We start from the raw sequence: 25,633 nt of genomic DNA, 5'->3' as shown, positions 1-25,633 counted from the left end.
AGGGCGCTTAATAGATCAGCCGGCGTGCGCTGAGTGCTTTATTCGAATATTGGCTCGCAACATATCACCCCGGTTGAAGGGGTTGCAAGGTAGCCCCGAGAACGCAGGGAAAATCGTTGCGGATTCATCATTGGCGCGGCTTTCAGCCGAATTAAGCCACCCTGATCCAGGGCAAAATTCGCGCCAAAAACACCCCAATCAAACGTCATCGGCGAAGTAGATATATTGCACGAAGCGTAAGAAATAAAGCAAACATCCACACGCCTCACGCATCAATGGCAATTGCCTTTTCCCCGGCCAATCTCGCCATGCCCCAATGCGCCAGCGCCCACTCCCACACCTCGGCCACCGAGGCACGCAGCAGGGACTCGGGCGGAGACTGGCGCAACAGTCGCAGCGCCGTCACCAATGCCGTCGCCGCACCATCCACCATCAACGGCTGCGCCAGCGTTTGCTTGCTCAACTTTTCGCCATTGTCATTCACCAGCACGGGAATGTGCGCGTAGCCGGGGCTCGGAAAATCAAGCAGTTGCTGCAGGTGAATCTGCCTCGGCGTCGAGTCCAGCAAGTCAGCGCCACGCACCACATCGGTAATGCCTTGCTCTGCATCGTCGACCACCACGGCCAACTGATAAGCCACCAACCCGTCCGCCCGCAGCAGCACGAAATCCCCCACCAGTCGCGCCAGATCCTGCTGCTGCCAGCCCTGCACACCATCCTCGTAGCCGATCACCACGTCATCGACACGCAGCCGCCACGCCCTTGGATGCACCCCCGCCGGTAAGCCACCCCGGCACGTCCCCGGATAAACAGGTCCGTCGACCCCTGCATGAGCAATCGCTGCTATTTCCTTACGGGTGCACGCGCAGCCGTACAGCCGCCCCATCGACTTCAGCCGTTCGATCTCGGCCAGATAGCGCTCGTGCCGATCGCTCTGGTAAAGCACCTCGCCACTCCACTCGAAACCGTAAGCATCGAGCACCCGCAAGATACGCCCGGCCGCCCCGGGAACCGTACGCGGCGGATCGAGATCCTCGATCCGAAGCAACCAGCTGCCACCCGCCTGCTTTGCTTGCAGATAACTGGCCACCGCGGCCAACAGCGACCCCAGATGCAGATCACCGGTCGGGCTGGGCGCAAAACGACCGCGATAAGAGGCCGGAGTTAGCGCGATGGATTCTTTGCAAATAGCCACGTCGTCACTCGCCTTGGTAGGGGCTTTGGTAATATCGCAATATTCTGACGACCGTCTCGCCCCAAGAAAAGGACAAATACAATGACCTACGTTGTGACCGACGCCTGTGTGAAGTGCAAGTACACCGACTGCGTCGACGTTTGCCCGGTGGACTGCTTCCGTGAAGGCCCCAATTTCCTGGTTATCGACCCGGACGAGTGCATCGACTGCACGCTCTGCGTCGCCGAGTGCCCGGTCGAGGCAATCTATGCGGAAGATGATGTTCCGGCGGATATGCAGGACTACATCGCGCTGAACGCCGAGCTCTCCAAATCCTGGTCAGCCATCGTCGAGAAGAAAGACCCGCTACCGGACCACGAAACTTGGGCCGCCGTAACCGGCAAAATCGACCAGATCGAACGTTAAGCACTGAAACGGTTGAGGAAATCCGCACAGTCGGCTATCATTGCGAGTTACCCCTTGCCTGACCGACGTCGCTAGCGGCAGGCTTTAACCCATAAGGAGAACACATGCGACATTATGAGATCGTCTTCATTGTGCACCCGGACCAAAGCGAGCAAGTGCCCGCCATGGTTGAGCGCTACAAGAGCCTGATCGCTACCGGCAACGGTACCGTGCATCGTCTGGAAGACTGGGGCCGCCGCCAACTGGCTTACCCGATCCAGAAGATCCACAAGGCACATTACGTACTGATGAACGTCGAAATCGGCCAGGAAACCCTGGACGAACTCGAACACGCGTTCAAGTTCAACGATGCCGTGCTGCGTCACCTGATCATCAAGGCCGATCACGCTGTTACCGAAGCGTCGCCGATGATGAAGGAAGAGAAGTCGAAGTCGCTGACCGCTCCCGCACAGGAAGGCCAGGCTGCTGCCTAAGTGCCTGACCGCAACAAGACGGTAATCGGCGGCACCCTGATCGAGTTGCCCCCGCTGCGATACACCCCGGCCGGCGTCCCGGTTCAACACTGCGTAATCAGTCACGAATCCAGCCAGCAGGAAAACGGCAAGCCACGACAGGTCACCCTCGAAATGGAAGCCATCGCAATCGGCACGGTCGGACAAGCCCTCAATCGGCTTGTCATTGGCCAGCAACTCAAGGTTCGCGGTTTTTTTGCCGCTACCAGCCAGCGCCAGCGTCGACGTCTTGTACTGCACATCAACGAATTTGAATTGCTGAATTGAGGAATTAACATGTCCCGTCATCTGTTTAAGCGGAAAAAATTCTGCCGCTTCACCGCCGAAGGCATCAAGCATATCGATTACAAAGATATCGCCATCCTGAAGGATTTCATTGCTGAAAACGGCAAGATCATCCCGGCCCGCATCACCGGCACCAAGGCCAAGTACCAGCGTCAGCTGTCGACCGCGATCAAGCGCGCTCGCCTGCTGGCTCTGCTGCCGTTCACCGATCTGCACTAATTCGAGGAGACACTGACATGCAAATCATTCTGCTCGAAAAAGTAGCAAACCTCGGCGGCCTCGGCGACGTGGTCAAGGTCAAGGATGGTTACGCTCGTAACTTCCTGATCCCGCAAGGCAAGGCCAAGCGTGCCAACGATGCCAACCTGGCCGAATTCGAAGCGCGTCGCGCCGAACTCGAAGCCCGTCAGGCTGAAATCCTGGCTGGCGCTCAATCGCGCGCAGGCCAGCTGGAAGGCGCCGTGGTCACCATCAGCCAGAAGGCTGGTGTTGACGGCCGTCTGTTCGGCTCGGTGACGACCGCCGACATCGCCGATGCGTTCACCAGCAACGGCATCGAAGTGAAGAAGTCGGAAGTCCGCCTGCCGGAAGGCCCGTTCAAGGCCATCGGCGAGTACGACATCGCCCTCGCGCTGCACCACGATGTTGTGGTCGACGTGAAGGTCACCGTGGTTGGCGAGCAGTAATCGTCCAGCTTCGGCCCAACAAAAAAGGCACCTTCGGGTGCCTTTTTTGTTGCCCGTCGTCCGTCAGCACCAGCATCATCGATCAAGCCCACCTTCGACACACGACCACACACCAGACCCGACACGCCAGCCCTCGCACACGGCGGCACCAACAGAACCGGTCATTAAGCCCGCCACTTTCGCCCTCCTATCACCACGCCGGCACACCCCGACCAACAGAACACATCACCAAAGCGCCAGCAACAAAAAAGCCGACCCAAAGATCGGCTTTTTTTGACATCGGCGAACGTCAGCGCTTGTCGTTGTCCGACTCGTGCGGGAAGTCCATGTCGGCATAGGCCACCAGACGCGACTTGTTCTTGATCCGGTAGCCCCACCAGATCACCAGGAACAGCGGGATGCCGATATAGGTCGCCACCACGCCAACCCAGTCGATCCGGTCGAGCAGGAAGGCCTGATAGTTTTGCCCCAGCATGATCACCATGCACAGGACGAAAGCAAACATCGGCCCGAGCGGGAAAAACTTCGACTTGTACGGCAGATCCTCGAGCGAATGCCCCTGCGCCACGTAACCCTTGCGGAAGCGGTAGTGGCTGATGGCGATGCCGAGCCAGGCGATGAAACCGGTCATGCCCGACGTATTCAGCAGCCACAGGTACACTTCCTTGTCGCCGTAGAGCGAGGTCAGGAAGCACAGCGCACCGACCGCAGTGGTCGCATACAACGCATTGCGCGGCACACCGTTCTTCGACAGGCGGGCAAACAGCTTCGGCGCCTTGCCTTCGGTGGCGAGGTTGTAAAGCATCCGCGTCGATGCATACATGCCCGAGTTGCCGGCCGACAGCACCGCAGTCAGGATCACCGCATTCATCACACCGGCAGCGAACGCCAGCCCGGCATGCTGGAACACCAGCGTGAACGGCGAAACGCCGATGTCTGCCACGTCGTTCTTCAGCAGGCTCGGGTCGGTATACGGAATCAGCACGCCGATCAGGAAGATCGCCAGCACGTAGAACAGCAGGATGCGCCAGAACACCTGTTTCACAGCGCGCGGGATGTTTCGGCGCGGGTTTTCCGACTCGCCGGCAGCCACGCCGATCAGCTCGGTCCCCTGAAACGAGAAACCGGCAATCATCGCCACGCCGAGCATGGCCGGAAAACCGCCCACAAATGGCGCATCACCGGTGGTGAAGTTGCCGAAACTCTGCTGCGCTCCGCCCTTGAGGATGCCGAAAATCATCGCCAGCCCCACGCCGATGAACACCAGCACGGTGACCACCTTGATCAGCGCAAACCAGTACTCGGCTTCACCGAAGCCTTTCACCGAGATGTAGTTGAGCAGGAACATCAACCCGAGAAACAGCGCGCTCCAGTAGATCCCCGGCACATCCGGAAACCAGTAGTGCATCACGAGCTGCGCCGCGGCCAGCTCGACCGCGATCGTCACTGCCCAGTTGTACCAGTAGTTCCAGCCCAGCGCGAAGCCGAAGCCCTCGTCGACATACTTGGCCCCGTAAGTCGAGAACGAGCCGGCCACCGGCATGTACGCCGCCAGCTCGCCCAGACTGGTCATCAGGAAGTAAACCATCAGGCCGATCAGTGCATACGCGGCAATCGCACCACCCGGGCCGGCCTGCGACACCGTAGCGCCCGACGCGACGAACAGCCCGGTGCCGATCGAGCCGCCAATGGCGATCATCGTCAGGTGACGCGCCTTGAGGCTGCGCCGCAAAGTCGGCGCGCCGCCATCGGCGGCATGAGTTTGATGTTCTTGCATATGGGGTTCTATTAGAGATTGAACACGCCCGGCGGAGCCGCCGGACCATCATGACCATCTTCAAAGCAAACCCGGCAGGGTAACAAACCGACCCGAGCGGCGAAACGGCGGTTTTCCACAATGCAGGTGAAACAGTCATCGTCTGGACAATTTTATTTCATACGATATAAATTCAAAATTAACCACAAAAGAGGCCGAGCATGGAATTCGAAGCCCGTATCGAACACATCTGCGCCGCCAATGCCGACGCCCCCCGCGATGCCATCATCGCATCACGCCGGCTGTTTCGCGCGGCCCACCTGCTCGAACGCCGGATCAACGCCGCCCTCGCCCCGCACGGGCTCGAGATGCGGGAGTACATCGTGCTGACGCTGCTGGCCCACAATGCCGAGGCACCGATGCGCCCGACCGAACTGAGCGTCACCCTCGACGCCACCCGCACGCAGATTACGCGCCTGCTCGATGCACTGGAAAAACGCAGTTTGCTGGGACGCATGCCATCGGCCACCGACCGTCGCGGCTTCGAGCTGGAGATCACCGATCAGGGCAGAGCACTGCAGCAGCAAGCGGTGCCCTCAGTCTATGCCGCCTATGAAGCCTGCTGGGCGCTGGTTGCGCCCGAACTGCGGCCGGCACTGATTTCGGCACTCGGCAGCATAGACCAGGGGCTGTCGCAGGCATGACCACCGGGCTCCGCCTGCATGCGCGCTATCGCGCCAGCAAGAAGCGCTTGCTGATGGCGTTGCTCGGCCTGATCACCGGCGTCGAGTTCCTCGAGAACGTCATGTTCGTTTTCGCGGCCAGCCACATCATGGGCGGCATCGGTGCCGCGCCACGCGAGTTTGCCCAAGCACAGGCCGCGTATGCGGTCGGCAGCCTGCTGATGATCGTCAAGCAGCAATGGTCGGTCCGGCAGTTCGGCTACCGCCGCTATCTCTGCGTTGCCTTGACGCTGTTCATCATCGGCACCCTCGGCTGCTCGCAAAGCGGCAGCCTGGGCAGCCTGACGCTGTTCCGCTTCATCCAGGGCATCGGCGGCGGCGCCTTCTTCACCAGTTCACGCGTGCTGATTCCGCTGATGTTCAAGGGCCCCGAGCGCGCGCTGGCGGTGAAATACTTCATGTACGGCATTTTCAGCGCCTCGTGCATCGGCCCGCTGCTCGCGGCCACGCTTGTCGATAGCGGCAGCTGGCATCTGGTGTTCTACGGCGCATTGCCGCCAGCACTGCTGGCGCTGCTCGGCGCATGGTTCCTGCTGCCCGACGCCGAGTCCGGCGTGGAACGAGAGCCGCTGGCGATCGGCGGCCTGCTGCTGTTCGGCGCGGCCGTGCTGTGTCTGCAACTGATGCTCAGCGATACCCGCTACGACGTGTTTGCCCATCCCTTCCGGCTGATGCTGCTGGCTGGCGGCGGGCTGGCGTTGCTGATCGGCTTTCTGGTTCACCAGTGGCGCCACCCGCAACCCATCCTGCACCTGCGGGTACTGGCCAATCCGGTTTATCTGACCGGGCTGGGGCTTTACTTCCTTTACTACGCCATCAAGAACTTCAGCGGTTACCTGTTTCCGATCTATGCCGAACGCGGCCTTGGCCTGCCGTTGATTGCGGTCGGCTGGCTCGACAGCTTCGCCGGTGTCGCCACCTTCGTCGCCGTATATGCCTACATCCGCTTCAGTCGCAAACTGCCGAACAAGAAGCCGATGATGCTGGCCGGCACACTGATCATGGCCGGCGTCTGCTGGTGGTATTCGCTGATGCCGCCCGGTGTCGATACCCACTGGCTGATGTACGGACTCGCCTTCCAGGGGCTGTTCTCGGTCATGGTCGTTCTGCCCGTCGCAGGCCTCACCTACAGCGAGCTCGGCGACGCCTATTTCGGTCACGGCTATCAGGGCAAGAACCTGATGCGCCAACTGGCGACCTCGACGTCCAGCGCGCTGGCCGCCGTCCTGTTGCAGGACCGGCAGTTCGCAGTCCACGACAACCTTGCCGCGACGGTCCACGCCGGCAACCCGCAGATCGACAGCTGGCTCGCGCAGCTGGCCGAGGTCTTCCGCCACAACGGCTTCAGCGATGTACAGGCACTCGCCGGCGCCAAGGCCGAACTCGCCCGGCAGGTTGCCCAGCAAGCGCAGCTGCTCGCCTGTCAGGACATGTACCGCTACCTTGCCGCGTTTGCCGTTTTCACCGGCCTGATCATTGCCGTTCAGCGCAAGCTGCGCTGAACACCGATCGTCGGCCCTACCCGATGCATGGCCGGAGCAGCAAACCGGCCGGCCTATTCTGAAAAGATCATCAGGGAGGCACCGGCCGCACGCGGCCCGGGGAGGCCGTCATGCCGGGAACCTTCGTCAAATCCCTGTTGGCGGGGCTGATTGTCAGCCTCTGCGCGAATCTGGGCGCCGCCCCGCCGGCCTCAGCCCCTGCCTCGGCGCCAGCGCGCATTTACGGCGAGCTGCCTTATGCCAATCCGGTCTACACCGGCGATCTCGACGGCATGATCAAGCGCCGGGTCATCCGGGTGCTGGTGGTGTACTCCAAGACCCACTACTGGGTCGAGAACGGCCAGCAACGTGGCGCCAGCTACGAGGCGCTCAAGGCCTACGAAGACGAACTCAACAAGCGGCTGAAAACCGGCAACGTCAAGGTTTTCGTCCTCTTCGTGCCGACAAGGCGGGACCAGATCATTCCGGCGCTGCTCGCAGGACGTGGCGACATCGCTGCCGCCGGCCTGACCATCACCCCCGAGCGGCTCAAGCAGGTGGACTTCACCACCCCGACATTCACCAACATCAACGAAGTCGTCGTAACCGGTCCGAACTCGCCCAAACTGACCAAACTGGAAGATCTGGGCGGCCAGTCGCTGTACGTCCGCAAGTCATCGAGCTACTGGACGCACTTGCAGCAGCTCAACCAGCGCCTCGCCAGGGAAAAGCGCCCGCAGATCAAGCTGGAGGCTGCAGCCGAAGAGCTGCAGGACGAAGACCTGCTGGAAATGGTCAATAGCGGCCTGCTCAAGGCGGCCGTGGTTGACGATTACAAGGCAAAGCTCTGGGCCAAGGTGCTGACCAAACTGCAGGTCCGCACCGATCTGGTCGTGAACGCCAACGGCCAGCTCGCGATGATGATGCGCAAGAACAGTCCGCAACTGAAGGCCGATCTGGATGCCTTCATCAAGAGTCACGGCCAGGGCACGTCGTTCGGCAACACCGTGCTCAAGCGCTATCTGGGCGAGCAGAACTTCGTCAAGAACGCACTGCAGACCACCGACCTGCAACGCTTCGAATCGACCAAGGCCATATTCCAGCGCTACGGCAAGCAGTACCAGATGGATTATCTGCTGATGATGGCGCAGGGCTATCAGGAGTCGCGGCTGGACCAGCAGGCGCGCAGCCACGTGGGCGCCATCGGCGTGATGCAGCTGATGCCCGCGACCGGCAAGGAAATGAAGGTCGGCGACGTGCGCCAGGTCGAGCCGAACATCCACGCCGGCGTGAAGTACATCCGCTTCATGATCGACCAGTACTACGCCAAGGAACCGATGAATACGATGAACAAGGGCCTGTTTGCCTTTGCCTCGTACAACGCCGGCGCCGGCCGGATCAGCCAGCTTCGCAAGGAGGCAGCCAAACGCGGACTGGATCCGAACAAGTGGTTCAACAACGTCGAGGTCGTCGCAGCCGAAAAAATCGGCCCGGAAACGGTCACCTACGTCAGCAGCATCTTCAAGTACTACATCGCCTACACGCTGTTGATGAAGAGCGAACAGGAACGCGAGGCCGCGAAGCAGCGCATGAAGGCACCCAAGGGTTGAATTTTGCGCATCGCCCGCACCGGTATCGGCTGCTAGACTGGACCGCCCTCCATCCGACCCGATGCCATGCTGATCGCCGACTGGCTTCCCTCCTTCATCGACCGCGCCTTCATCCGCGACGCGACCGTCTCGCTGGTGTTCGTCACCGCACTGCTGCTGGTGCGCATGCTGGTCCACCGCGCGATCCTCAAGCGCCACGACCTGAGCCCGGAGTTGCGGCGCCGCTGGCTGGTGACCTTGCGCAATACGGTGCTGGTGCTGTTCGTGCTCGCGATGGCACTGATCTGGGCCAACGAGATCGAAACACTGGCCGTATCGCTGGTCGCCATCGCGGCCGCCATCGTGCTGGCCACCAAGGAAATGATCCTTTGCGGCATGGGCTCGATCTACCGGACAAGCAGCAATGCTTACACCGTCGGCGACCGGATCGAGATCAACGGTCTGCGCGGCCTTGTCATCGACACCAACCTGCTGTGCACGACGCTGCACGAATCGAGCCAGGTCCAGACGCACAAGGGCACCGTCGGCCGCTCGGTCACTTTCCCGAACAGCCTGCTGCTGTCGCAGCCATTGTTCAACGAAACGGCGCTGGGGCAGTACGTGATCCAGACGATCCACATCGCCATCGACCGCGAAGCCGACTGGCAACGCGCCGAAACCCTGTTGCTTGCAAGTGCCAATGCCATCGTCGCCGACTATGCCGACGACCTGAAGCACCACGCGCGCCAGCTGGAGCGCAGCTATGCGGTCGAAACACCGACCCTGGAGCCGCGCCTGCGCATGTCGCTCGAGGACCGCGAGGACATCTCGCTGCATCTGCAGTTGCCGGCTCCGCTGGGCAAACGCGCCGCCATCGAGCAGCGCATCCTGCGAGAACTGCTCACCGGCCTTTACAGGGCGCCGGAAAAAACCGACGTGAAATCATAACGTTGTTGCCCTGCGCCAAATTATCTGGCATAGTACGCAACAGATCGACGGCCCGCGCTTGACGCGGGCTCGTTTTTTGCATTGCCCCTGACCTTTCATCCGGTTCCTTCGCGTTCGCGGTTCATTCTGGTTAGCGGCATGTTTCAACGCCGTGACCAGGCCAATGGACTCGAATCGCCCGCCCGCTTTCCAGCGGGCCTGGGTTTCGTCGTCTTGTCTGCCCAAGAACGGCTTCACCCTGCAAGGAAGTCGCAATGAACACCCAAGAACAAAACATCTCCGCCCTCGACAGCATCGTTGAAGCGGTGATTGACGCGCCTATCGAAGCGCCCGCTACCGACGCCGCATCGTCCGATTCGTTTGAATCCCTCGGCCTGTCCATCGACCTCGTCCGTGATCTGGCCAACAACGGTCTGACCGCGCCGACCGCGATCCAGGCACAAGCCATCCCCCAAATCCTCGCCGGTCACGACCTGCTGGCCTCGGCACAGACCGGTACCGGCAAGACCGCAGCCTTCCTGCTGCCGGCCATCCACATGCTGGGCATGGCGCCGAAGCACCACAGCCGCGGCCCGCGCGTGCTGGTCCTGACCCCGACCCGCGAACTGGCCGAACAGGTTGCCAAGGTGGCAACGCAGTTCACCCGCCGCATTCCGCGCTGCAAGGTCGTCAGCATCGTTGGCGGCACACCGTATCCGGTCCAGCACAAGCAGCTGTCGCAGCCGGTTGAAGTCGTCGTTGCGACCCCGGGTCGCCTGATGGACCTGATGAACAGCGGCCGCATCGACTTCCGTCGCCTCGAACTGCTGGTGCTGGACGAAGCTGACCGCATGCTCGACATGGGCTTCATCGACGACATCGAAACCATCGTGTCGCAGCTGCCGGCCGAACGCCAGACCGCACTGTTCTCGGCTACGCTGTCGGACACCGTCCAGCGCTTTGCCGCACCGATGATGAAGGACCCGGTTCGTGTCGAACTCGCACCGACGGGCACGCCGACCGCCAACATCGCCCAGGCCATCCACTACGCCGACGGCTACGACCACAAGCTCAAGCTGACCGCCGCCATGATCAATGGCGCCGGCACCACCCAGAGCATCGTCTTCACCGCCACCAAGGTGGACGCTGACAGCGTCGCCGACTGGCTGCGCATGGAAAGCATCCGTGCCGACGCGCTGCATGGCGACCTGCCGCAACGCATGCGTCGCAAGGTGCTGGACAAGCTGCGCCGCGGTGAAATCGACGTCATCGTCGCCACCGACGTTGCCGCACGCGGCATCGACGTCGCCGGCATCGGCCTGGTACTGAACTTCGACCTGCCGAAGTTTGCCGAAGACTACGTTCACCGCATCGGCCGTACCGGCCGCGCCGGTCGCGAAGGTCGCGCCGTCTCGCTGGTCGGCAAGAACGACTTCCACCTGCTGACCAAGATCCGTCGCCGTTACGAAATCGAAGTCGAAACCATGGCCATGGAAGGCCTGGAAGCCAACTTCAACCCGGCCAACCGTGGCGCGCCGCGCGGCGACAGCCGTGGCCGTCCGCAAGGTGGCCGTGGTGGTTACGGCGGCAACCGCGATGGCGGCAGCTTCCGCCGCGAAGGCGGCTACGGCCAGCGCGACCGCAGCTTCAGCAGCGATCGTGGCGAGCGCAGCTTTGCCGACCGCGCCCCGCGTGAAGATCGTCCATCCTTCGGCGACGCACCGCGTCAGGAACGCAGCTTCGGTGGCGAACGCAGCTTCAGCAAGCCGCAAGGCGAGCGCAGCTACGGCGACCGCAACGACCGCGCTCCGCGTCGTGACTTCGGCGGCGCACCGCAAGAACGTCGCAGCTATGGCGACCGTCAGGACCGCGCTCCGCGTGGCGAGTTCGGTGGTGCTCCGCGCCAGGAACGCAGCTACGGCGATCGTCAGGATCGTGCACCGCGTGGCGAATTCGGTGGCGCTCCGCGCCAGGAACGCAGCTACGGTGATCGTCAGGACCGCGCACCGCGCGGCGAGTTCGGCGCACCGCAAGAGCGCCGCAGCTATGGCGACCGTCAAGACCGCGCTCCGCGTGGCGAATTCGGTGGCGCCCCGCGCCAGGAACGCAGCCACGGCGACCGCAGCGAGCGCCAGTTCAGCGATCGCGGCTTTGGCGGTGAAAAGCCGGTCGGCAAGCCGCGCGGTGAACGCCCGGCAGGCAAGTCGTTCGATCGCCCGCGTCGCCCGGAATAATCCGTTCGACAAAAAAAACGCCCGGTTCACCGGGCGTTTTTTCGTTCCTGCCCCGGGACCACCAGCGCGTTATGCCCCGGCAGTCGGGCAAATCATCCTGTGCCACGATCGGCGATGCCCACAGCCAATCCCTCAATGGTGCGCCCGAGCAGCGTCTCCCCGGCAATGGCTGCGCGGATGCACACGGTCCAGCCAGAGCAGGCGCACCGCACACCGAACCACTCAGCCCCCGAACAAGCGACCCTGCCAGGTCTGGCGCTCCGCCAGTCTGGCGGCGATGCGCGGCTGCAAGGCAGACAGCGGAATCGCGTCGTCCGGTGCCAGCCGCAGCCGTGCCGGCACTTCACTGCCGATGCGCTGGATGGCAATCGTGGGCGACAGTCGCTCGAGAAAATCGACAACCAGCTCGACGTAGTCGGCAATGCCGAGTAGCGGCAGCGATGCCGGATTGCGGCGCCAGTCGCGCGCCATCGCCGTCCCGCGAATGATCTGCAGCTGGTGCAGCTTGAGCGACGCCAGCGGCAGCCGTGACAGCGTGGTGGCGGCTTCGAGCTGTGATTCGCGCGTTTCACCCGGCAGGCCGAACAGCAGATGCCCGGTCACTGGCAAGCCACGCACTGCCACCCGCCGGATTGCGTCGACGCTTGCGGCAAAGTCGTGACCGCGCTTGACCCGCCGCAAGGCAGCGTCATTGCACGACTCGATGCCGATCTCGATTTCCACCGGTACGCGCTGGCCCAGCTCGCCGAAATAATCGAGCAGCGAATCGGGCAGGCAGTCCGGCCGGGTGCCGATCACCAGCCCGCCGACTTCCGGATGCGCCAGCGCAGCCTCGTATTGCGCCTTGAGTGATTCGAGTTCGCCGTAGGTGTTGGTGTACGCCTGGAAGTAGGCAAAGAAATGACGGGTATTCGGGTAACGGACCCGCAGCCGTGCAACCCCTTCGTCGAGCTGCTGCTGAACACCGCGCAAACGGTGCAGGTACGCCGGCGTGAATCCGGCGTTGTTGCAGAAGGTGCACCCCCGCCGTCCCAGCGTGCCATCGCGGTTCGGGCAGGTGAAGCCTGCGTTGAGCGACACCTTCTGTACACGACCGCCGTACTGCTCGGCCTGCAGATCGTGGTAGCGAAGATAGCGGTGGTTGCCGAAGCGGTGAGGGACGTCATGGTTCATCGGCCGACTTTAGGCCGAACGTGCCGCTACCGCCTTGATGCGTGGCAAGCCAGCCTCACGTGTACGGCCATTGCAGCCTGATAATTCAGTCCACCGGCAGCGGCGGCAACCCGTGCCGCGCCCGCGCCCGGTTGCAGGCATCGGAGAACACCCCAAGCTCGGCCATCGGCGCGAACTCCCGGCAGGGGTTGGGCCGCTCGCGATACAGACCGCAATGCACCGCCTTGCCGATCTCGCCGACCAGCGCCACGCAACGCGGGCTGGCATAGTCCGTACCGCGCAGACGGTACAGCTCGGTGGTCTCGGCGTCCGCCAGCGCATCCGGCACGCAACCGCCCTCGCTCTCCAGCTCGGAACAATGAAAGGTCACGCGGAAAGCGGCGCAGCAGGCACCGCAAGACAGGCAGGGATTCATCTGGAGGAACGGCAAAGCCGGTAGTTTAACGCGTTGCCGCCAGCGCCCCCAGCCGTTACCCTCGACCGGAACCCGCAACAGGCCTTACCGATGTCTACGCTGCAACTCCAAACGATCACCCCGGACACGCTCGATCAGGTACTCGACATCCAGGCCGTCTGCTACCCGGCGCATTATCACGAACCCCGTTCGGTCTTTGCCCGCAAGCTGGCGCTCTCTCCGGACTCGCACTGGCTTGCGTGGCGCGACAATGAAGCGCTCGGCTACTTCTTTACCCACCCCTGGCGTGGCCTGACACCGCCCCCGCTGGCCACCGAACTGGCCGGGCTGCCGCCTGATCCCGACTGCCACTTTCTGCACGATCTGGCCATTCATCCGCGCGCCCGAGGCAGCGGCGTCGCGCAGGCTCTGATCGAACACGCCCTCGCCTGGGGCCGGCAGCAGCAAATGACGAAGGCGCTGCTCGTGGCCGTGCAAGGCGCAGCGCCGTTCTGGGCCCGGCACGGCTTTCGTGAACTTGGCGCCGCGCCCGGCTATGGCGACAGCGCCATCCTGATGCATCGCCAATGACGCCGCGCCTGGCAGGCCGAATCCGGTAAAATGGCCTATTGGCAACAAGAAGGAGTCTGAAGGCATGTTGAAGCGTTACCGCCCCTCCCGGCGAGGGCGTTCCCCGGCCGACGCAGCCGATCTGCTGCGCCTCGCCGACGGTCTGGCCCACGCCACCAGCCGCCTTGAAGATGTCTTCTGGGAAAAGCAGCTGACCGAACGGCTCGAACAGCTGATCGCCAACGGCGAAGAAGACGCGCTGAACCAGGCACTCGACGCCGCCAGCGAAACCGATCAGGGCGAAACCTACAACGTCCTCGCCGACGCTGTGGAAGCAGCCTGCGAAAGCCTGCGTATCGAGCGCGACGGCGTCGGCTGGGATGTCCTGCTGTTCGCAGCGCCGGTTCTGGCCTGGTCGCGCTGGCAGATCGGCGCCGGCCATCTGGCCGACGCCCAGCTGCAGGATCTTCGCGTCCAGCTCGGCGCCCACGTGTTCTCGCGCATCGCCAAGATTGCGCTGACCGACTACCTGTTCAGCCCCGACCAGCTCCCCCGCGGCTACGTGCCAACGGCAGAGCTGGCACAGGCGCTCGGTGAAGCTGCCTTCAACCGCGAACCCTTGCGCCTCGACACCAGCCAGTTGCCGGATACCAAGCAGTTCCTCTCCGACACCCGCTACCTGCTCGGTGCCGTCGTCGTCCCGTCGGGCGCGGCCATTTTCCGGTGGCAGGAAGAGGATGGCGATCGCGAGGAAGCGCTGAAGCAATGGCAACAGCAGGGCGGCGCAGCATTGCAGCCAGTGCTGGCCGGCGCGGCCTATGACCTGCTGCTTCCGGGCGCCTACCATACCGCCTGGCGCAACGCCGACCATGCCTCGCGCGCGTATTCATTGCGCGCCACGCTCGCCTATCTCGTCCTGACGCTGAACCTCGAGCCCAAACACTTCCAGGCCAGCATCGCCCCCTTCAGCGGTCGGCAGCTCGAGGAATACCGGGTTGGCTTCAGCAAGCTGGGCGACGATCAGGTATTGCACGGCATCATCTGGCCGCTACTGGATGGCGAGGACGAAACTACCGATTGCGCCAGTGAGATCGAAGCCTTGCTCAAGGAAATCGGCATCGGCGACATCCGCATACACGAGCATGATTTCCCGCTTGATTACTGCGACGATTGCGGCACCCCGCTTTACCCGAATGCCGATGGCGAGCTATTGCATCCCGAAGTCCCCGAGGAGGCAGGCAATGACGATGGCGCGCCACGGCAACTGCACTAACCGGCTCCGCCGGGCGTTTGCCCTCATTGCCCTGCTGGCGATGGCCGGCTGTGCCGGCACGAGCAGCATGGAAACAACGGTCTCGGGGAATGTCGACGTCGGGGTTGGCATTCAGCGATAAAACGCCAAGCAGAAACCACAACGCCCCTGTCGCCGATCAGCGACAGGGGCGTTGTGCCATTCGAGAGTCCGCTTAAACGCTTGCCTTTGCCAGCACGGTACGTGGCGATGACAGATACGCCACCACCGTCCTCACCCGGTCGCGCCCCAGCAGCGCCGAGGCCACTCGCTCAATCAAAGAATGCTGATCCTGTGCCTCGCACGGCTCGGCCGCAGCCCCGACCCAGCACTCGCAGCCGCTCACCTGCCCGCTCGGCGCCACGGTCACGACATTCGCACCCAACTTGCACCAGCCCACGCTGTCCGCCACGCGAATATGGTCGACATCACGCAGGTTCGACGTCATTTCCCCGCCGCCGATGCGATAAAAATCGTGCTCGCCGTCCCACGCCTCAACCGAAGCCGTACTCTGATTGATCACACGGCCGTTGAACGGCCACGCCGTATACGCCGCACGAGCCTGAGCCGCACCGAACAGGCAGAACAAGGTAAAGAGCGAGGCGGCCAGTCTGGTTTTCATGGATATCGACACCGTAGGTTGTATGCAGTCCGGTGCATACAAAGCAAACAAGGTGCCAGAACATAAAAAACCATGTGTATCAATGAGATACAGAACAAACTCGCAGTCGGATCCAGCACCCTTGGGGTTAAGGTCTTCGACCTAGTCGCCATATGGCGACAAACCGGCCGCAACTGGGCGTCGAGCCACCCACAAGGCATCCAGCCATGTCGCCGATCAGCGACAAGAAAACGGGCGCCGCGTGCAACTCAGGTTACTGCCCATGCCGCTTTTCCACCTTGCACTCGTAACTGAGTACCGTCCTTCCGGTTTCGTCGACGCTATCGAGCTTGACCGAAAAGCCCCACAGCCGGGCAATGTGCTTGAGGACTTCGTGCACGCTATTGGCCAGCGGCCGCCGCTGAAACTGATAGTGTCGCAGGGTCAGCGAACGGTCTCCCCGGGTGTTGACGTCAAACACCTGGATGTCCGGCTCACGGCTGGCGAGGTTGTATTGCTCGGCCAGCGACTGGCGAATGTAACGGTAACCTTCGTCATCGTGAATGGCCGACACCTTCAGGCGCGGCTGGTAATCATCATCGAGAATGGCAAACAGCCGGAAATCGCGGATCAGTTTCGGGGACAGGTACTGGGCAATGAAACTCTCGTCCTTGAAGTTGCGCATCGCGAAATCGAGGGATTGGCGCCAATCGCTCCCGACCAGCTCGGGAAACCAACGGACATCCTCCTCGGTCGGATCAGTGCAAATCCGCTGAATGTCGCGATACATGGCAAAACCCAGCGCGTAAGGATTGATGCCATTGAAGTACGGACTATCGATACCGGGTTGCAACACCACATTGGTATGGCTGTGCAGGAACTCGAGCATGGCCGCCTCGGTGATCGAACCCTCGTCATACAGGCGGTTCATCAGCGTGTAGTGCCAGAACGTCGCCCAGCCTTCATTCATCACCTGGGTTTGCCGCTGCGGGTAAAAGTACTGGGCCACTTTGCGGATGATGCGGACGATTTCGCGCTGCCAAGGCTCCAGCAGTGGCGCAAACTTTTCGATGAAATAGAGTAGATTTTCCTGCGGCTCCGCCGGGAAGCGCCGCGGGGCATCAACCCGCTCGACCTCGGGGCGTTGCGGCATGGTCCGCCACAGGTCGTTGATCTGGCTTTGCTGATAGCGCTCACGCTCGGCCTGTCTGGCCTGCTCTTTTTCCAGCGACAGCTTTTGTGGCCGCTTGTAGCGATCAACGCCGTAATTCATCAAGGCATGGCATGAATCGAGCAGCTCCTCGACCCTGTCTTCCCCATGTTTTTCTTCGCACTCTGCGATGAATTTCTTGGCGAAAACCAGGTAATCGATGATTGCAGCAGCATCGGTCCAGGTGCGGAACAGGTAATTGCCCTTGAAGAAGGAATTGTGCCCAAAGCTCGCGTGCGCAATGACGAGTGCCTGCATCGTCATCGTATTCTCTTCCATCAGATAGGCAATGCAGGGATTCGAATTGATGACGATTTCATACGCCAACCCCATCGCACCACGCTCGTAGTTTTTCTGCGTGGACAGAAAATGCTTCCCGAAACTCCAATGGTTGTACATCACCGGCATCCCGACCGACGCATAGGCATCCATCATTTGCTCGGCAGAAATCACTTCGAGCTGATTCGGATACGTATCCAGGCCAAACTCGGCTGCGATCCGGGCAATTTCGTCGTAATACCGGTTGATCAGCTCGAAAGTCCATTCAGACCCGGTTGAAATGGGGGCTTTTCGCGTCTTGCGACGCGGCTTGGTCGCGGTATTCATTCAGCCTCCCGCATGCATTGGCGTTTTCTTGAACAAATCATGGAAGACCGGCCAGATTTCAGCCGCCGTCTTGATGCGACGCATGGCAAACTGCGCATGACGCTGCGCGACCATTTCATACTCGAACCACAGGTTTTGCGGCTCACCCTCGGTAATTTCAACGTAGGCGTAATACTGCACCAGAGGCAGCAACTCCTCCCCAAGAATCGTACGGCACTGGGGAGAGTCCGAGTCCCAGTTGTCGCCGTCCGAGGCTTGCGCGACATAAATATTCCAGTCTGCCGAGCTGTAGCGCTGTTCGATCGTTTTCTTGACCAGTTTCAATGCCGACGACACGACCGTCCCGCCGGTGTCCCTAGCGTGGAAAAACTCGTCCTCGTTCACCTCGAATGCCTGCGTATGGTGACGAATGAAGACAACTTCAATACGCTCGTAAACACGCAACAGGAACAAGTACAGCAGGATGAAGAACCGCTTGGCGACATCCTTTTTGTATTCGTCCATCGAGCCGCTGACGTCCATGACGCAAAACATCACCGCCTGCGTAGTCGGACTCGGCACACGGACGCGATTGGTATATCGCAAGTCGAACGGATCGATGAACGGAATGTTCATCAAGCGATTTTTCAGCAACCGTATCTGCGACTGCAACGAATGCACCTCCGGCGAATGTTCGTCCTCGCTTTCAAGCAGTTCGTCCAGGTGCTCCTGTGCCGCATTCAGCTCATCCAGCGGTGTCGCCGACAACGCGATTCGCCGCCCCAAGGCCGATCGCAAGCTGCGCAGCACATGGATGTTCGTCGGCGTGCCGTCGCTGGTGAATCCAGCACGGACCGGCTTCATCACGACTGTCTGTTGAAGCTGGGTCTTCACGAGGTTGGGCAGCTCGAGATCATCAAAGAAGAAGTTGAGAAACTCCTCCTTGGTCAGCTCGAAAACGAAATCATCCTCGCCCTCTCCGCCCTGTCCGGCGCCGCCACTCCCACCGGCGCCACCACCATCCGGGCGCTCGATTTCGTCACCCTTGATGTACTCATGATTGCCGGGAAACACGCGCTCCCATACGCCACCGTGTGCATGGCCCAAAGTAGGTTCGCCGGTATCCCGGACCGGAATCGACACCTTTTCACCGTGTTCGATATCGGTAATCGAGCGATCCTTGACTGCCCGAGCCACCGCCCCCTTGATTTGTGACTTGAAACGCCGCAAGAAACGGTCGCGGTTAACCGCCGATTTGTTCTTGCCGTTCAAACGCCGATCGATCAACTGAAACATGGCAATCCCCAGTGAGGCGCGAGGGTGAGGCGAAGGTGTCTGGCGGGTAGTCCTCCCGGCGGTACAACCCGGAAGGCTGCTCCCCGGCTGGCGGGGGATTGATAGCCCTACACCTCATGTCCGACCCTCACTGGTTCACGATGACTTCCTGACACGCAGATACCACTCGCACAACAAGCGTACCTGTTTGGGTGTATAGCCCTTGGTCACCATCCGGTTGACAAAATCCTCGTGCTTGCGATGCTCTTCGGCACTGGCTTTGGCATTGAACGAAATCACCGGCAACAACTCCTCGGTATTCGAGAACATTTTCTTTTCGATTACCGTGCGCAGCTTCTCGTAACTGGTCCAGGCCGGATTTTTCCCCGCATTGTTTGCCCTTGCCCGCAACACGAAGTTGACGATTTCATTGCGGAAATCCTTGGGATTGGATATTCCGGCCGGTTTTTCTATCTTCTCCAGCTCGTTATTGAGTGAGTTCCGGTCAAACGACTCACCGGTATCCGGGTCGCGATACTCCTGATCCTGAATCCAGTAATCCGCAAAGGTGACATATCGATCGAAGATGTTCTGCCCGTATTCCGAGTAGCTTTCAAGGTAGGCGGTTTGAATTTCCTTGCCGATGAACTCGACATACTTGGGGGCAAGAAACTCCTTGATATAGGAAATGTACTTTTGCTCGATTTCCTGCGAAAACTGCTCACGCTCGATTTGCTGCTCCAGCACATACAGCAGATGCACAGGATTGGCGGCCACTTCCTGGTGATCGAAATTGAATACCTTGGAGAGAATCTTGAAGGCAAACCGTGTCGACAATCCGTTCATGCCCTCGTCGACACCGGCAAAGTCGCGGTACTCCTGCATCGACTTGGCCTTAGGATCGATATCCTTGAGATTCTCGCCATCGTAAACCAGCATTTTGGAGAACGAACTCGAGTTTTCCGGCTCCTTCAAGCGCGACAGGACCGAGAACTGCGACATCATCTTCAACGTTCCCGGCGCGCATGGTGCATGCGCCAACGACGAGTTGCGCAGCAATTTGTCGTAAATTTGTGTTTCTTCGGACACCCGCAGGCAATACGGGACCTTGACGATGTAGATCCGGTCCAGGAACGCTTCGTTGTTGCGGTTATTCTTGAACTGCTTCCATTCGGACTCGTTCGAGTGCGCCAGAATGATGCCCTCGAATGGAATGGCACCAAAACCTTCGGTCCCCTTGAAATTGCCTTCCTGTGTTGCGGTCAGCAACGGATGCAGCACCTTGATCGGCGCCTTGAACATTTCAACGAACTCGAGCAAGCCCTGATTGGCCAGGCACAGGCCACCGGAATAGCTGTACGCATCCGGGTCGTCTTGCGCATATTTTTCGAGCTTGCGAATATCGACCTTGCCGACGAGCGAAGAAATGTCCTGATTGTTTTCGTCGCCAGGCTCGGTCTTGGCAATGGCAACCTGTTTCAGCACCGAGGGATAGCGCTTGACGACACGAAACTGGTTGATGTCGCCGTTGAACTCATGCAGTCGCTTGACGGCCCACGGGCTGGGAATCGCCTTGAAATAGCGGCGCGGAATGCCGTACTCCTCTTCCAGTATCTGTCCGTCCTCATCACTATTGAACAGCCCCAGAGGCGACTCATGCAAAGGGCTGCCCTTGATGGCGTAGAACGGCACCTTTTCCATCAGCTCCTTGAGCTTTTCAGCGATCGAGCTTTTGCCGCCACCGACCGGCCCCAGCAGATAAAGGATCTGCTTCTTCTCCTCCAGCCCTTGCGCGGCATGGCGGAAGTAGGCAACGACCTGTTCGATCACCTCCTCCATGCCATAAAACTCGCGGAATGCCGGGTAAAGGCGGATCACCTTGTTCTGGAAAATGCGCGACAAGCGGGAGTCGAGCCGCGTGTCGATCATTTCCGGCTCGCCGATCGCCATCAGCATCCGCTCGGACGCGGTAGCGTAAGCAGACTTGTCCTGTTTGCACAGCTCCAGGTAATCCCTAAGGCTGAGCTCTTCCTCGCGGGTGCGCTCGTAACGGGATGAAAAATTGTCGAATACGTCCATGACACACCTCCGCGGGTGAGTTTCGGAATGGCCCTGGGGGTGAGAACTGCCTGGCGGGTCGGGCCTGCTTCCGTTATAGACGTCGCCCTTCACTTCGCAGTGAAGCGCATGCTTGCCAGCTGCTGCGGAGACAAGAAAAACGACAATAAATTCCTGATAAATCAGCAATCTATAGAAAATAATTTTACTGATGCATGCAAGCGACGCTCAGCGCCACAACGACGTCAGCTGCCACACTGCCCAAGCGATGAAGGCAGTGCCAATCAGCCCTCGTACCTGGCGATGACGAAACAGTTGTTGCAGCCGTTGCGCCATCGATCCGATCAGCATGAGATTCGGCAGAGTCCCCAAGCCGAAGGCCAGCATTGCAAGCATTCCTTTCAAGGGCGAGGCACTGGCCAGTGCGGTAATGCTGGCGGTATAGACCAGCCCGCAGGGCAGCCACCCCCACAGCAAGCCGACCCACAGCGTTTGTGGCCAATGACGGATCGGCAACGCCCGGCGCAACAACGGCTGCACCTGGCGCCATACAGGCACGCCCAACCGCTCGATCCGGGTCAGCCAGTTGGCCCATCCCGCAAGGTAAACGCCAAGGGCGATCATCAGTAGCTGGGCGACAACGAAAAGGATGGCCTTCAGCGACTGCAGCTGCAACAGCGCGCTGAACGAGCCCAAGCCGCCAAGCAGTGCACCGATCAGCGCGTACCCCCCGATCCGGCCCACATTGAAGCCAAAGTGGTAAGGCCAGCGCGCGCCAGCAGGCAACTGCAGGCTGAACGCCGTCACGACGCCACTGCACATGCCCAGACAATGGCCACCGCCAAGCAGCCCGGCGAGAAACAGGGCCAGCAGGTTGTATTCGGGCATGCGCCCCCGGGGAAATCAGATCAGTTTGGAATAACGCGCCGATGTGGCAGCCACGCCAAGATAGCGGTCGAACACCATCGCGACCGAGCGCACCAGCAGCCGCCCCTTGGCCGTGACCGTGATCCGGTCGTCATCCACCTCGACCAGGCCATCGGCCTCCAGCTCACGGAGCCGGCGCAATTCTTCCGCGAAATAACTGGAAAAATCAACCAGGTAAGCGATTTCGAACGGCTGGAACACGAGTTCGAACTGGCACATCAGCGACTGGATCACCGCCCGGCGCATCAGATCATCCGGTTTCAGCACGATGCCGCGTGTCACCGGCAGCGTACCTGCATCCAGAGTGGCGTAGTACTCGTCCACGGTGCGATGGTTCTGGACGTAAGCCGCCCCCACCTTGCCGATCGCCGAAGCACCGAAAGCCATCAGATCGCAGTCGGCGTGCGTCGAGTAGCCCTGAAAATTGCGATGCAAGCGGCCGTGACGCTGGGCAATCGCCAGTTCATCCGTGGGCAAGGCAAAATGATCCATGCCGATATAGACATAGCCGGCGGCCAGCAGCTGATCGATGCTGGCCTGCAGGATGTCGAGCTTGGCTTCCGGCGAGGGCAAGGCCTGCTCGTCGATACGCCGCTGTGGCGGAAAGCGTTCGGGCAGATGCGCGTAGTTGTAGAGCGCGACCCGTTCCGGCCGGATATCGATCACGCGCGCCAGCGTATCGCGCACCCGTTCCGGCGTCTGCAGGGGCAGACCATAGATCAGGTCGAGATTGATCGAACGGAAACCGGCGGCACGTGCCGCATCGATCACCGCACGGGTCTCGGCCTCGCTTTGTACCCGGTTCACCGCCCGCTGCACGTCGGGATCGAAATCCTGCACGCCGACACTCATCCGGTTCAGACCCAGGCGAGCCAGCAATTCGACCGTTGCGACCGACACTTTGCGCGGATCGATCTCGATCGAGAACTCGCCGTCCGGAGCAAGCTCGAACCGTTGACGAATCGCCGCCATCAGCCGTTCGAACTGCGCGTCGGACAGGAACGTCGGCGTGCCGCCGCCAAAATGGAGCTGCTTGACGACGGCCTTGCCTTCCAGGGCCTCGCATTGCAGATCCATTTCCCGCTCGAGGTAGTCGAGATAGCGCTCGGCGCGGCTGCGATCCTTGGTAATGACCTTGTTACAGGCGCAGTAGTAACAAATGGTGTCACAGAACGGAATGTGGAAGTACAGCGAGAGCGGCTGGCAAACGGCACCGACTTGCCGCTGCGACAGCCGTCCTAGATAATCCTCCGGCGCCATCGCGCCGAAACGGTCTGCCGTCGGGTAGGACGTGTAACGCGGGCCCTTGCCGTCGTAGCGCTGGATCAGCGCGCGGTCGAACTCAATTTGCTGTTGATTCATCGTGATCGCCAAGTGGTATTTTGATTAGTTGTACTCAAGTACGAGCTTGCCGATAATCAACCTACGCAATCTTGATGGTGATCAAAGCCCGATTATCCGCACAACGGTAATTGGTCCGTTCCCATATTGCCCAATCCACGTAGAGCGCCGCCATGCAAACCGCCCTTCAACCGCGTGACATCACTTTCAAGCAGCTCCGCCAAGCCTGCTCCAACTGCAGCCTGCGCGAACTCTGCCTGCCCAATGAGCTGAGTCTGGACGAAATGAAGCAGGTCGACGAACTGATCGGCCAAGGCCGCCCGATCAAGCGTGGCGAAGCCCTGTACCGTGCCGGCGAACCGTTCCGCGCGCTGTACGCCGTGCGGGTCGGCTTTTTCAAGACCAGCGTCGTCTCCGAAGATGGCCGCGAACAGGTCACCGGCTTCCACATGAGCGGCGAGCTGATGGGCATGGATGCAATCAGTGCCGATCATTACACCTGCGATGCCGTCGCGCTCGAAGACAGCGAAGTCTGTGAACTGCCGTTCGAGGAAATGGAATCGCTGTCGCGCAAGATTCCCGTGCTGCAGCGCCATTTCTATCGCGTGATGAGCCGGGAAATCGTCCGAGACCACGGTGTGATGCTGCTGCTCGGCAATATGAAAGCCGAGGAACGCATCGCCGCCTTCCTGCTGAACCTGTCGCAGCGCTTCCAGGTTCGCGGTTACTCGTCGATGAGCTTCCACCTGCGCATGACGCGCGAGGAAATCGGCAGCTATCTCGGCCTCAAGCTTGAAACCGTCAGCCGTACACTCTCCAAGTTCCAGGATCAGGGCCTCATCAAGGTCCAGAATCGCCTGATCGAACTCCTGGACGTCGACGGGCTCAAGCAGCTGGTCAACAGCTGCCAAGGCTGAGCATGCCCCAAGCGGCGCCACCCATTCAGTTGCTGGCGCCGCCAACCTTGTTGGTACCGCTGCAAGCCCGCACCGCCCACCACAAAGAGATAGAACTCATCTGGCTCCCGCTCGGCCAGGACATTGCCGATACCCTCGATCCGGCACTCCCGGTTGTGCTGATCAACGGCACGCTCGATGAACTGCAGGGCTTGACTCATCCGACACTGCACGTCATTGATGTCGTTGCCTACGGAGACGTGATTCAGGCGCCATTGCATGGCTGGATCATTGGCGCGGGCGGCGACAAGGTCGCGCTTGCCCGTGTCGCCCCCCTACTGGACTCACTCGCCCCACCGGCCCAAAACGCTTGGCTGCACCTTGGAAATACAGGATCCGCAGCTTTCGTCGCATCACTTCTGCAACACTGGCAAGCGCAAACGCTGGCCATTCTTGGCTGGCTCGGCGGTACAACTCGCGCCCAGTGGGCGTACGACCCCGCAATCTGGCAGCAAATCACGCAAGCGACATTGCATCAGGCACGGCACGACGCACTCCGCTACCTGCAAATGACCGCAGATCAGCCCTTCGAACCACTGCGCACCTTGCCGGCCGCGCTACAGCAAAGCCTGTCGAACCAGCCCCAGACCGGCGCCATTGCCCCCGCTACACTGCTGGCCCAACTCCTGCTCAGCATTCCGGCAATTCCAAATACCGCGCTTTGAGCCGGCGGCCCGAAATGCAAACAGCCACCCCTTAGGGTGGCTGTTTGTTTGAACAAGCGACGCCCGTCAGGCATCGCAGGTATCGTGCTTAGACCGCAGCCTTGCGCGAAGCCGCCTTCACGGTTTGCTCGACGCCAGAGGTGGTCGCCTCGACAAACTCGCTGGCCAGCTTTTGCGTGGTCTTGGCCACTGCGTCGTAGGCGTTGCTGGCCGTTTCAACGGCGCTGCGCAGCGCGCTGACCGCAGCACCGGTACCAGCCGGTGCATTTTGAATCGCGCTATCCAGCGTACCGACCAGGTTCTTGTTGAACGACAGGACTTGCTCTTCGATCAGCGCGGTCAGTTCGTGATGCGTCGCGCTTGCAGCGTCGAACACGGTACGTGCAACACCGAGGGTCTTTTCAACCGACGGCTGTGCCAGTTGGCGCTGCAGGTTCACCAGACCCTGAACATCCTTGACCTCGGCCAGCGACTTGGCGGTTTCGACATTCTCGGCCAGCAGATCGCGGGCAATGCCGAGCTGCAGCTGGATGAGACGCTCAACACCGCCCAGCGCGATCTGGCTCAGGCGCAGCGACTTTTCGAGGTTGGCTTGATTGATTTCGGCAAACTGATTGAAGCTGGACATGCTGTGTTTCTCCTTTGTGCACTGCAACATTGTGGTGTCATTCTCATCAACACCCACCCCCGCGTCAAGCGCTATTTTGTGCATTGCACAATCACAACATGCCAACGCCTGCTGGACTGCGTGTCCACGGCACATTTCCCACCACG

General features: G+C 60.7%; 25 protein-coding genes. 14 read left to right on the top strand and 11 right to left on the bottom strand.

The annotated features are described in order from the left end of the window. Positions 1-265 precede the first annotated feature (265 nt). The gene (gene gluQRS, locus JMJ54_RS07320; protein WP_308437988.1) at positions 266-1,189 is read right to left on the bottom strand and encodes a tRNA glutamyl-Q(34) synthetase GluQRS; all 924 of its coding nucleotides are present in this window, start codon (positions 1,187-1,189) and stop codon (positions 266-268) included. A gap of 87 nt (positions 1,190-1,276) precedes the next feature. On the opposite strand from gluQRS, the gene fdxA reads away from it, so the two are divergent. From fdxA to rplI, 5 genes are all read left to right on the top strand, one after another. Further along, entirely contained in the window at positions 1,277-1,600 is a 324-nt protein-coding gene (gene fdxA, locus JMJ54_RS07315) for a ferredoxin FdxA (protein ID WP_203537306.1), read from the top strand. A 104-nt stretch (positions 1,601-1,704) separates the two neighbouring features. After that, positions 1,705-2,073, top strand: coding sequence for a 30S ribosomal protein S6 (gene rpsF, locus JMJ54_RS07310; RefSeq protein WP_203537304.1), 369 nt, complete (start codon positions 1,705-1,707; stop codon positions 2,071-2,073). Further along, positions 2,074-2,379 (top strand): primosomal replication protein N, encoded by a 306-nt coding sequence (gene priB, locus JMJ54_RS07305; protein ID WP_203537302.1) that lies wholly within the window; start codon positions 2,074-2,076, stop codon positions 2,377-2,379. Positions 2,380-2,388: 9 nt separating this feature from the next. Next, positions 2,389-2,616, top strand: coding sequence for a 30S ribosomal protein S18 (rpsR, locus tag JMJ54_RS07300; RefSeq protein ID WP_070525702.1), 228 nt, complete (start codon positions 2,389-2,391; stop codon positions 2,614-2,616). A gap of 17 nt (positions 2,617-2,633) precedes the next feature. Then, entirely contained in the window at positions 2,634-3,083 is a 450-nt protein-coding gene (gene rplI, locus JMJ54_RS07295) for a 50S ribosomal protein L9 (RefSeq protein WP_203537300.1), read from the top strand. A gap of 289 nt (positions 3,084-3,372) precedes the next feature. On the opposite strand, the gene JMJ54_RS07290 is transcribed toward rplI, so the two are convergent. Next, entirely contained in the window at positions 3,373-4,860 is a 1,488-nt protein-coding gene (locus JMJ54_RS07290; RefSeq protein ID WP_203537298.1) for an amino acid permease, read from the bottom strand. Positions 4,861-5,060: 200 nt separating this feature from the next. On the opposite strand from JMJ54_RS07290, the gene JMJ54_RS07285 reads away from it, so the two are divergent. The 5 genes from JMJ54_RS07285 to JMJ54_RS07265 all read left to right on the top strand — a co-directional run bounded on the left by JMJ54_RS07285 (position 5,061) and on the right by JMJ54_RS07265 (position 11,813). After that, positions 5,061-5,543 carry a MarR family winged helix-turn-helix transcriptional regulator gene (locus JMJ54_RS07285; protein WP_203537296.1) on the top strand — a complete coding sequence of 161 codons (483 nt, stop codon included), beginning with the start codon at positions 5,061-5,063 and terminating at the stop codon, positions 5,541-5,543. Next, entirely contained in the window at positions 5,540-7,084 is a 1,545-nt protein-coding gene (locus tag JMJ54_RS07280; protein ID WP_203537293.1) for an MFS transporter, read from the top strand. Before JMJ54_RS07285 ends, JMJ54_RS07280 begins: the two co-directional genes overlap by 4 nt. Positions 7,085-7,194: 110 nt before the next feature. After that, on the top strand, positions 7,195-8,673 hold the full coding sequence (locus tag JMJ54_RS07275; RefSeq protein ID WP_203537291.1) for an MltF family protein: 1,479 nt from the start codon (positions 7,195-7,197) through the stop codon (positions 8,671-8,673). A gap of 66 nt (positions 8,674-8,739) precedes the next feature. Further along, a complete protein-coding gene (locus tag JMJ54_RS07270) occupies positions 8,740-9,600 on the top strand; it encodes a mechanosensitive ion channel family protein (RefSeq protein ID WP_203537289.1) in 861 nt (286 codons plus the stop codon). A 254-nt stretch (positions 9,601-9,854) separates the two neighbouring features. After that, complete coding sequence (locus tag JMJ54_RS07265) at positions 9,855-11,813, top strand: DEAD/DEAH box helicase (RefSeq protein ID WP_203537287.1); 1,959 nt, start codon at positions 9,855-9,857, stop codon at positions 11,811-11,813. A 222-nt stretch (positions 11,814-12,035) separates the two neighbouring features. Here the strand turns inward: JMJ54_RS07265 and mnmL are convergent, their stop codons facing one another. Next, on the bottom strand, positions 12,036-12,986 hold the full coding sequence (mnmL, locus tag JMJ54_RS07260; RefSeq protein ID WP_203537285.1) for a tRNA modification radical SAM protein MnmL/YtqA: 951 nt from the start codon (positions 12,984-12,986) through the stop codon (positions 12,036-12,038). An 85-nt stretch (positions 12,987-13,071) separates the two neighbouring features. Beyond that, the gene (locus JMJ54_RS07255) at positions 13,072-13,401 is read right to left on the bottom strand and encodes a YkgJ family cysteine cluster protein (RefSeq protein ID WP_203537283.1); all 330 of its coding nucleotides are present in this window, start codon (positions 13,399-13,401) and stop codon (positions 13,072-13,074) included. A 90-nt stretch (positions 13,402-13,491) separates the two neighbouring features. On the opposite strand from JMJ54_RS07255, the gene JMJ54_RS07250 reads away from it, so the two are divergent. Then, complete coding sequence (locus tag JMJ54_RS07250) at positions 13,492-13,971, top strand: GNAT family N-acetyltransferase (RefSeq protein ID WP_203537281.1); 480 nt, start codon at positions 13,492-13,494, stop codon at positions 13,969-13,971. Between the two features lie 64 nt (positions 13,972-14,035). Continuing rightward, the gene (locus JMJ54_RS07245) at positions 14,036-15,223 is read left to right on the top strand and encodes a DUF2863 family protein (RefSeq protein WP_203537279.1); all 1,188 of its coding nucleotides are present in this window, start codon (positions 14,036-14,038) and stop codon (positions 15,221-15,223) included. A gap of 193 nt (positions 15,224-15,416) precedes the next feature. Here JMJ54_RS07245 and JMJ54_RS07240 read toward each other — a convergent pair whose 3' ends face one another. The 6 genes from JMJ54_RS07240 to hemN form a co-directional block, all read right to left on the bottom strand. Beyond that, the gene (locus tag JMJ54_RS07240; protein ID WP_203537277.1) at positions 15,417-15,863 is read right to left on the bottom strand and encodes a hypothetical protein; all 447 of its coding nucleotides are present in this window, start codon (positions 15,861-15,863) and stop codon (positions 15,417-15,419) included. A 253-nt stretch (positions 15,864-16,116) separates the two neighbouring features. Beyond that, positions 16,117-17,658: a SpoVR family protein gene (locus JMJ54_RS07235; protein ID WP_203537275.1), complete on the bottom strand. Its 1,542-nt coding sequence runs from the start codon at positions 17,656-17,658 to the stop codon at positions 16,117-16,119. Further along, entirely contained in the window at positions 17,659-18,933 is a 1,275-nt protein-coding gene (locus JMJ54_RS07230) for a YeaH/YhbH family protein (RefSeq protein ID WP_203537269.1), read from the bottom strand. Between the two features lie 135 nt (positions 18,934-19,068). Beyond that, complete coding sequence (locus tag JMJ54_RS07225; protein WP_203537268.1) at positions 19,069-20,991, bottom strand: PrkA family serine protein kinase; 1,923 nt, start codon at positions 20,989-20,991, stop codon at positions 19,069-19,071. 207 nt (positions 20,992-21,198) lie between these two features. Then, complete coding sequence (locus tag JMJ54_RS07220; protein WP_203537267.1) at positions 21,199-21,858, bottom strand: sulfite exporter TauE/SafE family protein; 660 nt, start codon at positions 21,856-21,858, stop codon at positions 21,199-21,201. Positions 21,859-21,873: 15 nt separating this feature from the next. Beyond that, positions 21,874-23,259: an oxygen-independent coproporphyrinogen III oxidase gene (gene hemN / locus JMJ54_RS07215; RefSeq protein ID WP_203537266.1), complete on the bottom strand. Its 1,386-nt coding sequence runs from the start codon at positions 23,257-23,259 to the stop codon at positions 21,874-21,876. Positions 23,260-23,411: 152 nt separating this feature from the next. On the opposite strand from hemN, the gene fnr reads away from it, so the two are divergent. Continuing rightward, on the top strand, positions 23,412-24,155 hold the full coding sequence (fnr, locus tag JMJ54_RS07210; protein ID WP_203537265.1) for a fumarate/nitrate reduction transcriptional regulator Fnr: 744 nt from the start codon (positions 23,412-23,414) through the stop codon (positions 24,153-24,155). 2 nt (positions 24,156-24,157) lie between these two features. Next, entirely contained in the window at positions 24,158-24,859 is a 702-nt protein-coding gene (locus JMJ54_RS07205) for a hypothetical protein (protein ID WP_203537264.1), read from the top strand. Positions 24,860-24,947: 88 nt separating this feature from the next. Here the strand turns inward: JMJ54_RS07205 and JMJ54_RS07200 are convergent, their stop codons facing one another. Further along, positions 24,948-25,487, bottom strand: a complete 540-nt coding sequence (locus tag JMJ54_RS07200) for a phasin family protein (protein WP_203537263.1) — start codon at positions 25,485-25,487, stop codon at positions 24,948-24,950. Between the last annotated feature and the right edge of the window lie 146 nt (positions 25,488-25,633).

The organism is Jeongeupia naejangsanensis (assembly GCF_016865585.1).
Lineage (GTDB): Bacteria > Pseudomonadota > Gammaproteobacteria > Burkholderiales > Chitinibacteraceae > Jeongeupia > Jeongeupia naejangsanensis.
This window is presented reverse-complemented; position numbering and strand designations above follow the sequence as displayed.

What these genes read in the sequence shown, in the direction of transcription:
- fdxA (WP_203537306.1), top strand. Translation starts at nt 1,277, where the DNA reads ATGACCTACGTTGTGACCGACGCCTGTGTGAAGTGCAAGTACACCGAC.
- rpsF (WP_203537304.1), top strand. Translation starts at nt 1,705, where the DNA reads ATGCGACATTATGAGATCGTCTTCATTGTGCACCCGGACCAAAGCGAG.
- rpsR (WP_070525702.1), top strand. Translation starts at nt 2,389, where the DNA reads ATGTCCCGTCATCTGTTTAAGCGGAAAAAATTCTGCCGCTTCACCGCC.
- rplI (WP_203537300.1), top strand. Translation starts at nt 2,634, where the DNA reads ATGCAAATCATTCTGCTCGAAAAAGTAGCAAACCTCGGCGGCCTCGGC.
- JMJ54_RS07290 (WP_203537298.1), bottom strand. Translation starts at nt 4,860, where the DNA reads ATGCAAGAACATCAAACTCATGCCGCCGATGGCGGCGCGCCGACTTTG.
- JMJ54_RS07285 (WP_203537296.1), top strand. Translation starts at nt 5,061, where the DNA reads ATGGAATTCGAAGCCCGTATCGAACACATCTGCGCCGCCAATGCCGAC.
- JMJ54_RS07280 (WP_203537293.1), top strand. Translation starts at nt 5,540, where the DNA reads ATGACCACCGGGCTCCGCCTGCATGCGCGCTATCGCGCCAGCAAGAAG.
- JMJ54_RS07275 (WP_203537291.1), top strand. Translation starts at nt 7,195, where the DNA reads ATGCCGGGAACCTTCGTCAAATCCCTGTTGGCGGGGCTGATTGTCAGC.
- JMJ54_RS07270 (WP_203537289.1), top strand. Translation starts at nt 8,740, where the DNA reads ATGCTGATCGCCGACTGGCTTCCCTCCTTCATCGACCGCGCCTTCATC.
- JMJ54_RS07265 (WP_203537287.1), top strand. Translation starts at nt 9,855, where the DNA reads ATGAACACCCAAGAACAAAACATCTCCGCCCTCGACAGCATCGTTGAA.
- mnmL (WP_203537285.1), bottom strand. Translation starts at nt 12,986, where the DNA reads ATGAACCATGACGTCCCTCACCGCTTCGGCAACCACCGCTATCTTCGC.
- JMJ54_RS07255 (WP_203537283.1), bottom strand. Translation starts at nt 13,401, where the DNA reads ATGAATCCCTGCCTGTCTTGCGGTGCCTGCTGCGCCGCTTTCCGCGTG.
- JMJ54_RS07250 (WP_203537281.1), top strand. Translation starts at nt 13,492, where the DNA reads ATGTCTACGCTGCAACTCCAAACGATCACCCCGGACACGCTCGATCAG.
- JMJ54_RS07245 (WP_203537279.1), top strand. Translation starts at nt 14,036, where the DNA reads ATGTTGAAGCGTTACCGCCCCTCCCGGCGAGGGCGTTCCCCGGCCGAC.
- JMJ54_RS07240 (WP_203537277.1), bottom strand. Translation starts at nt 15,863, where the DNA reads ATGAAAACCAGACTGGCCGCCTCGCTCTTTACCTTGTTCTGCCTGTTC.
- JMJ54_RS07235 (WP_203537275.1), bottom strand. Translation starts at nt 17,658, where the DNA reads ATGAATACCGCGACCAAGCCGCGTCGCAAGACGCGAAAAGCCCCCATT.
- JMJ54_RS07230 (WP_203537269.1), bottom strand. Translation starts at nt 18,933, where the DNA reads ATGTTTCAGTTGATCGATCGGCGTTTGAACGGCAAGAACAAATCGGCG.
- JMJ54_RS07225 (WP_203537268.1), bottom strand. Translation starts at nt 20,991, where the DNA reads ATGGACGTATTCGACAATTTTTCATCCCGTTACGAGCGCACCCGCGAG.
- JMJ54_RS07220 (WP_203537267.1), bottom strand. Translation starts at nt 21,858, where the DNA reads ATGCCCGAATACAACCTGCTGGCCCTGTTTCTCGCCGGGCTGCTTGGC.
- hemN (WP_203537266.1), bottom strand. Translation starts at nt 23,259, where the DNA reads ATGAATCAACAGCAAATTGAGTTCGACCGCGCGCTGATCCAGCGCTAC.
- fnr (WP_203537265.1), top strand. Translation starts at nt 23,412, where the DNA reads ATGCAAACCGCCCTTCAACCGCGTGACATCACTTTCAAGCAGCTCCGC.
- JMJ54_RS07205 (WP_203537264.1), top strand. Translation starts at nt 24,158, where the DNA reads ATGCCCCAAGCGGCGCCACCCATTCAGTTGCTGGCGCCGCCAACCTTG.
- JMJ54_RS07200 (WP_203537263.1), bottom strand. Translation starts at nt 25,487, where the DNA reads ATGTCCAGCTTCAATCAGTTTGCCGAAATCAATCAAGCCAACCTCGAA.